This window comes from Enterococcus sp. PF1-24 (assembly GCF_029893325.1).
GTDB lineage: Bacteria > Bacillota > Bacilli > Lactobacillales > Enterococcaceae > HY326.
Map to the genome: position 1 here is coordinate 21,055 of NZ_JARXWL010000032.1, position 7,604 is coordinate 28,658.

General features: G+C 37.5%; 7 protein-coding genes. 1 reads left to right on the forward strand and 6 read right to left on the reverse strand.

The window, feature by feature from the left end; all coding sequences use genetic code 11:
- Positions 1–2: 2 nt before the first annotated feature.
- The 6 genes from M2139_RS12195 to M2139_RS12220 all read right to left on the reverse strand — a co-directional run bounded on the left by M2139_RS12195 (position 3) and on the right by M2139_RS12220 (position 6,144).
- Entirely contained in the window at positions 3–1,826 is a 1,824-nt protein-coding gene (locus M2139_RS12195) for a diol dehydratase reactivase subunit alpha (protein WP_280739139.1), read from the reverse strand.
- 130 nt (positions 1,827–1,956) lie between these two features.
- A complete protein-coding gene (locus tag M2139_RS12200; protein WP_280739140.1) occupies positions 1,957–2,472 on the reverse strand; it encodes a diol dehydratase small subunit in 516 nt (171 codons plus the stop codon).
- Between the two features lie 12 nt (positions 2,473–2,484).
- Positions 2,485–3,150 carry a propanediol/glycerol family dehydratase medium subunit gene (locus M2139_RS12205; protein WP_280739141.1) on the reverse strand — a complete coding sequence of 222 codons (666 nt, stop codon included), beginning with the start codon at positions 3,148–3,150 and terminating at the stop codon, positions 2,485–2,487.
- Positions 3,151–3,165: 15 nt separating this feature from the next.
- On the reverse strand, positions 3,166–4,827 hold the full coding sequence (locus M2139_RS12210; protein ID WP_280739142.1) for a propanediol/glycerol family dehydratase large subunit: 1,662 nt from the start codon (positions 4,825–4,827) through the stop codon (positions 3,166–3,168).
- A gap of 143 nt (positions 4,828–4,970) precedes the next feature.
- Positions 4,971–5,795: a propanediol utilization microcompartment protein PduB gene (pduB, locus tag M2139_RS12215; protein WP_280739143.1), complete on the reverse strand. Its 825-nt coding sequence runs from the start codon at positions 5,793–5,795 to the stop codon at positions 4,971–4,973.
- Positions 5,796–5,862: 67 nt separating this feature from the next.
- Positions 5,863–6,144 carry a BMC domain-containing protein gene (locus M2139_RS12220; protein WP_280739144.1) on the reverse strand — a complete coding sequence of 94 codons (282 nt, stop codon included), beginning with the start codon at positions 6,142–6,144 and terminating at the stop codon, positions 5,863–5,865.
- A gap of 415 nt (positions 6,145–6,559) precedes the next feature.
- Here M2139_RS12220 and M2139_RS12225 point away from each other — a divergent pair, with 415 nt between their 5' ends.
- Positions 6,560–7,465, forward strand: coding sequence for a PocR ligand-binding domain-containing protein (locus tag M2139_RS12225; protein WP_280739145.1), 906 nt, complete (start codon positions 6,560–6,562; stop codon positions 7,463–7,465).
- Positions 7,466–7,604: the final 139 nt, after the last annotated feature.

Below are 7,604 nucleotides of genomic sequence, written 5' to 3' on the forward strand. Positions count from 1 at the left end.
CACTAATCCTCCTTATAAGATAGAATTAACCCGGTAGCAACAGCATTTCGTGGCCCTTCAACACTCCGAATATTACCGCGACCAGCGACTAAACCGTAATGAGATAGCGCATCTGTAACTAATTGCGGAATTTCAAAATCCAAAGCCGAACCTCCAACAATAACTACAAAAGGAATATCTCGAATGTTGCCAGTCGGGCTAACATACTCTAAGGAGCGAATCGCATTGGTCACAAACACCCGATTTTTAGCGGTTTGACGAACAAATTTAATTCTTTCTACTGATAAATCACCTGGAATCGGCACAAATCCGTCTTCTTTGACAACAACAACTTTAGCGAATAAATGAGCCGGCAATGGCTCTTCAAAGAACTGCACTGTTCCATCTTCATGACGTATGTGAAAAATACTTTCCACTTTTGCTAAAGGATGTCGTTTAATGTCCTCTGCCAGATATCTATCTTCAAAACCTAACTCTGAACCAATCAACATGGTTACCATATCACCTGCACCAGCTAAGTGAGTAGCCACCATTTCACCGTTACTTTTAATAATTGAAGCATCAGTAGAACCAGCACCTAAATCTAAAATCGCTAGCGGCGTCGTTGTACCTGGTGTAGTTAATGCCCCTAAAATCGCCGCTTCCGCTTCGGCACCACCAATTTCTACCGGAATCCCTAAGTCTTTTTCAATTTCATCAGCAATCCGTGACATTTGTAAATGGTCAGATTTCACCATCGAAGCAATACCAACTGCCTGTTCCATTGAAAACTCTCCAGCTAATCCCCCTTGAACAGAGGTGGGAATAAAGGTATCCACAGCCAATAAATCTTGAATAAAAATTTCAGCAGGAGGTCGATCTGTTAGTTGCGCCATAGTATGACGGACTTTCTCTAACATACCGCCAACATTCGTGCCTGCTTCCCCAGTTACATCATCAATTTGGCGATAGCTGGAAATCATCGCCATAATTTTTTCAGCACCTTCGGCTACACTCACCCGCATTTTTTTCTGATTATCACCAACTACTTCAATATTGCCAGCAGGAATCGTACGAGCTTTAACATCTCCTTTTGGCGTTTTAATGACTACTGCCGAACGATTGCCAATTAAAGCACGGGAAACCGGGACAATATTTTTAGTTTCTTCAGATGTTAAATGAAAAACCGTAGCGATACCGTAAGGATTAGATAGTTGGGAAATTCCTTTACCCGCTTCAGCAACTTCAACTGCCGCCAACATTCCTAAAGGAACTTTGTCAATATAGGCTACTTCATCGACAATCGGAATTTTTTTCAGCAAGCGATTATTAACTAATACTCCGTCATCAGCTTGCATAATTACTGCTTCAACTTGATAGCCTTGTTGAACATATTGATTAATCGTATTAGCTGCAATTTCGAAATCAACCGTTTTATCAACTACCACGATATAAGGTGCTTCTAAAATTTTAATTTCTCCAAGTTGCAGCAAAGGAACCGTTATTCCTACCCCCAGCCCCATGCCACCAGGCGTTTTCGGATTATGACCAATCATCGTTGATTCAGTAATAATCGTTTCCGTGATGGTTTCCATGGCTACATCGCCAATGACTGGTGTAGCTTCATTAATACGAATTAAATCAATATCTTCCATTGCTAAATGATTTTTGGCAACTACTTCTCGTAAAGCTTTATAAATCCCAAATAAATTTTGCTTTGTCCCTTTGATTCCTGTGGTTTCAGTAATCGCAGAAGCTAAAAATTTAACGGACTCGTTTCCTTGATACTCAGCTATAGCCACTTCAGTTGAAGAGTTACCGATATCTACACCAACGATTCGTTTCATCGCTTTTGACATCCTTTCATTGAATAATTATTTTTTATAAAAGGTGGCTTAAAAGCGAATAAATGGTGGTGCAAAAACGATTAAAACTTAACGATCGTTTTTGCGCCAACCTTTATTTATTCTTTTTCAACTAGTTATCGCCTTTTAGTTTTTTACGTTTTTCATAATGTTCTGCAGCTTCTCTAACATAATCAGCAGAAATTTTAGCTTGATATTGATTTTCTAACTCATCAGCAATCGCTAATAGTTCAGCTTTGCTAGAACGATAAGGACGTAACGCATTATACATTTCTAAAACCCGTGCATCTGGTAACGCTGTTAATTCAGCTGCCCGTGTAAAATTCCGTGAAATTGTTTTACGACCGGCACTTGTAGCAATATCACCTTGAGCTTTTAAAATTTCTGGTGTAATTTTCAAGTCTTCTGGTGTTAATTTGCCATTTAAAGCGTTATTTAAAGTAATATCCTCTAAAGTTTTACCGGTCTTAGTTTTAATCCAATCAGGGTGTTTTTTGGCAATTGGATAATCGGCCGTTGTTACGCCACTTGGTGCAGTAGATGCAGCAGGTGATGATGTTGTAGTAGCACCGCCATTCATATCTTTTAAGATACCGCGAACTAAGTTTTCAATTGATTCTTGACTCATAATTTGCACCTCCTATAATCTAATTGCAATTTCGTCAGCTGGTTTACCAACAACGACATGCTTAGTTTCTTTAATATGCAATAAAGCTGATAAAGCTTGATATTTTGGCCGTGCCATTTGATCATTCATCATTGGTACAGGATTTGGTGATTCCCCTTTAGCATATTTCGCCGCATTTTTACCAATTGCTCGATAAGTCTCTAAGGTAATTAATGGTGCTTGTGGAAATAACTCAAGATTTGATAATGGTTGTAAATCTTTTTGATGGATAATGCTTGTTCCTTTAGATTGTAAAGAAACACATACTCCAGATCCTGAAAGTTGATCCCCTTCCACTGCGACAAAAGCCACATCTGAAGAACGATAAACTTTAACCACCCGTGCTTTTAAGCCTTCTTCTTCAATACCAGCAATTACTTGGCGAATAATATCTTTATGGTCAATACCAACAATATTAGTTATTTGTGAATCCGCAAAAGCTGGCGCTACTGCAATTACCACTTCATCACTAGAAGTTCCTGGCTTAGCTACCCCAATTGGTTGAAACCAGTCAGAAGAAGCAGCCGGCGTTGTTGGTGTTGCTTTAAATTCCACTTGCTGATCTGGTTTTTCTTGCTGCATCTCTTTTAACACTTCAGCAATCACAGAACGCAATAATTGTTCATTAATTTCAGCCATTTTTTCTCTTCCTCCTTAAACGTCTTTAGGATTAATTGCATTTGGAATAGCTTTAACTTTTTCCCATTCTTCGCCATCCAAACGATATCCAGTTCCTGGTCCAGCATAATCATTTTTATCATTCACTGCAGAGATAACATTCCATTGATCATCAAAAATTGCAGACGTTTGTAAGAAATCACCAGCAACCCGCTGTTTCAATAAATTCAATACGCTATCTGCTACATCTTCATAACCGCCTTCAGCTAAGGCTTTAACAATATCTAAGCCAGTTGTACCACGATCTAATAACTCACCAGCCATTTTAATATCTTCTACCATGTCACGAGCTGGCATATCATTTGAGCCACGAGCATAAGTCGCTGCTTGAACTTCTTCATCAGTAATTTTTGGTAAGCCCAATTTATCAAACAGTGCTTGTAAAGCCCGAGCTGCTTTATTACGAACCGCTACAACGTCTTCTTCTTTAACTGGTCGTAAACCACCATCAACTCTTAAATCTCGTTGAATGATATTGTAATCATCAAAGTCATCTGCATCAAAGTTAGAACCAGCAAACATATTGTCATAGTTTGGTGTTGCAGAATAGCCTGAAGAAATAAAGTCAGTTCCTGGTAAAAATTGCATTAACAATCGCGCTGTCCGACGAATGTCAGAGTGAGAGAAAGTTTGGTCATTACCTGAAGCCACCTCTAAATCTAATAAAGTCGCAATTAAGTTTTCTGCTAAAACAGCACGGATTCCTGAAGGCACCGCCCCAGGTACACCAATACAGCTGATAGAGCCATTTTGTAAACCTTGAACGCCAGCTGCTTTAGTTAAGAAAATACATCTTGTTTCTAAATAAAGCATAGACTTTCCTTCTGAGTAACCCATCTGTACTTCAGAACCTGTGCCTGAAGTAAAACGCATTTTCAAGCCTCGAGAAGCATAACAAGAAGCTAAGAAGCCTTTAGACCAAGGTGTATCATCACCATCTGTAAATACTTGTTCTGTACCATAAACTGAAATCGTTTCAGCATAAGCGGTAAAGCCTCGCATCCCTAAATCAAGTTCAGTCGCTTCTTCCAATGAACACTGTGTTAATACACCAGGGCGACCAACTTGAGAGCCCACCATAATTGAAAGAGCATTAAATGGTGCATAACGAGCAACAGCAACTGTCGTTTCTTGTTCATCAAAACCTCGTAAAGCACCTTCAGCAGCATCAGCGGCAATTTGTACCGGATTATCTCTTAAATTCGTTACGTGAGATTGTGTAGTTGGTCGACGACGTGCTCGCATTTTTTGAACAGCCATCATCATTTCTACAACATTCATATAACCAACAATTTCATTTAGTTTACCAGGAGTACATGCTGTCGTAATTTCAATAATTTCTCCACGACTAACATTTGGGTCCACTAATTTATTAGCAATCGTTTTTGAATCCATCGCCATTGCTTCTTCAGCATTTTCTAAGTTGATACCATATTTTGCAATATAAGAGTCAATCAAATCAAAATCCGCTTTACTCTTACCATCTAATTCGATAACTTCATCATTAACAATTTTAATACTTGGTTTTGGATCATTAGGACTTTGCATCGCAATTAGGCCTTCATCCACCCATTCGTCAACAAATCCGTCTTGGTTGACAGGTCTTTTTGCCAATTCTTCAAAACGCTTTGATTTCATAAGCTTATTTCACTCCTTGTTCATATTAGTGTATTAATTTTCTAAAGAAAATTAGTTTGATTTTCACGCCGTATACCATTCCGCTAATGTACTTGAATAAGCGGAACTGGCATCCTTGTTTATATTAGTGTATTAATTTTTAATTAAATATAAGATGGTTGATCGTTTTTAGGTTCTGAGCCTAAGGTGCTTAATAGTTTGATACCGATTTCTCTAGCAGAAATAACTGCTTGGCGAACGGCTCCTGAATCACCTGTAATTGTCATTGTTACTTCATTTGAAAAACTTTGACCATGTTGCGGTGTAGCATAGCTGACAATTTCAACATTAGCTGCTTTTAAAGCTGCATCCGCCATAACTACACCAATTGCGGCAGGTGCTCCGACAATAATTCCGAAAGCTTTACCAACAGGCGTGCCAAAAACTTTATTACAAGCATAGCTAGCTCGTGCTGTGTATTGCATTTCAATATGACCAGCTTCGTTACCATAAACATCGCCAAAAGTTCGTGTATCAACTTCTTTTAAAGTAACTTCAACAGCACGTTTTACATCAGATACGTCATCGCCACCAAAAATAACAATCGAACCATGACCAGCGCCACCTTTGGTATCTCGAGGCATTTCAATTGAAATAATTTCAGTATTTGTAGCTTTTACGGCTTCATCAGCCGCCATAATATGTGGGCCAGCACCTGTTCGCGCACCAACAATCCCAATTGAACGATATTTTTTCTCTAAAACCATTTTTTCTAATAAACTATTATCAACATTAGCAATCACAAGGCCGATTGTATCTCCAAAGGCTGTTGCTCCAACAAATTCAGTCAAATTGCAATTTTTTTCAATCATCTTTGTTTTCCCTCCATTTGTTTCTGGTTCTAATGATGTTTTTTCAACTTCTTGTGTATCAAATTTGGCTAACACTCTTTGAATAATGTCATCCATGGCGAATTTATTTTCTTCCATTTAAGTTACGCCTCCTTTTAATTACGCTTTTTTCATTTGTTTAAGCGTAGTATTTTTTTTATTTTGACTACTCAGAAATTTTTGGTAATAATGATTCAACTTCTGTATGTGGTCGAGGAATAACGTAATTCGAAACAACTTCACCGACATTATTTGCTGCTGAAACTCCTGCATCTACGGCTGCCTTAACTGCACCTACATCACCGCGTACCATCACGGTAACTAGTCCCGAGCCGATTTTTTCTGTGCCAACTAATACAACATTGGCTGCTTTCACCATAGCATCGGCAGCTTCAATTGCACCAATTAACCCTCGCGTCTCGATCATTCCTAAAGCTTCTTGTTGCATGTCTTTCCCTCCTAAATTTTTATAGAGCGGTAAGAATTTTTTCATTCTGACAGCTCAATTTAATAAAAAAATAAATCTTTTACATGTCTATCATACAAAAAAAGAATAGGAGATTATTGGCTAACGACATAGTACTATTCATACATTTATAGTAGAATCTTGCTGTCAAGATTTTAAAATAACGACCAAAAGAGCGAATCTATCATCCTTTTTACTAGCAATCTTCTTAAGAAAAATACCAAATTATTGCTAAAATCAAAGCAAAAAAATGTAAACGCTTCTTTTCTTATTGCAAAGCAACACATTTTTGTTAAAATAGGAGATGGATAACAGTAGATTGGTCTAGGCAAAAAAATCCAGAGCTTGTTTAGCTCTTCAATAAAGTCTTATAGCTAGATAATAAGGAGGACAATTAATGAATTCATCATTTTCCACCTTAACAAAAGAAGAATCAACTATCCTACACCATGTCATTGAAGATTTTGCTAGTGCAACAGATTTCGGTGCAGTTATCGTTGATATTCGGGGAAATGAAGCTTCACCCCTTTATAACTTTTCACCCTTTTGCGAGGCCATGCGTAAACACCCTGCATTTCATGAATTGTGTCGCAAATGCGATATGTACGGTGGTTTAGAAGCCTCAAAAGTCGGTCGCCCTAGTATTTATCGTTGTCATGCTGGATTAACAGACATTTCTCTACCAATTATCAGCAAAAACCAATTACATGGCTTTTTGTTAATTGGTCAGATTGATACAGATTATATTCATCCTTCTATTCAAACCATTGAAACAAAATGGCAAGACTATACTGATTTGCGCCAAGCTCGCAATCGAGTTCATACTCTTTCACAAGATAGAATTGCCAGTACTGCTCGTTTGTTAGAAAAAATTTGCAATTATCATACGGATGATTTGCATCCCAGAGATCGGATTATTTTCAATGTTAATCAAGAGGTCAATAGCACCTCAAACGCAAACAGTAATAATAAAGAAGAAATTCGCAAAGCTACTCATTATATTCAAAAAAATATCACCCAAGCAATTACTTTGGAAGAAGTTGCTAATCATGTTTATTTAAGCCAATATTATTTCAGCAAATTATTTAAAAAAGAAATGGGCGTTAATTTTATTACTTATTTAAATCAGCAACGAATTGAGCGTGCCAAAGCTTTACTAAAGGAATCTTCTTTAAGCATTGAAGCCATCGCTCACAATGTCGGATTTTCTCAACCAAGTTATTTTTGTAAGATCTTTAAAAACTTCACTGCTTCTACTCCAGCTAAATATCGTAAAGATTATCAATTAGCAGTTAAACATTAATAAATAAAAAAGCCATCGTAGTTGAAAAATCATTTTCAAACTACGGAACTGACCCAGAATAGTGGGACATAATAAAAAAGCACTTCTTGTTGAATTCAAGTAAAATGAATTTAACAGGAGGTGCTTTTTAGCATGACAA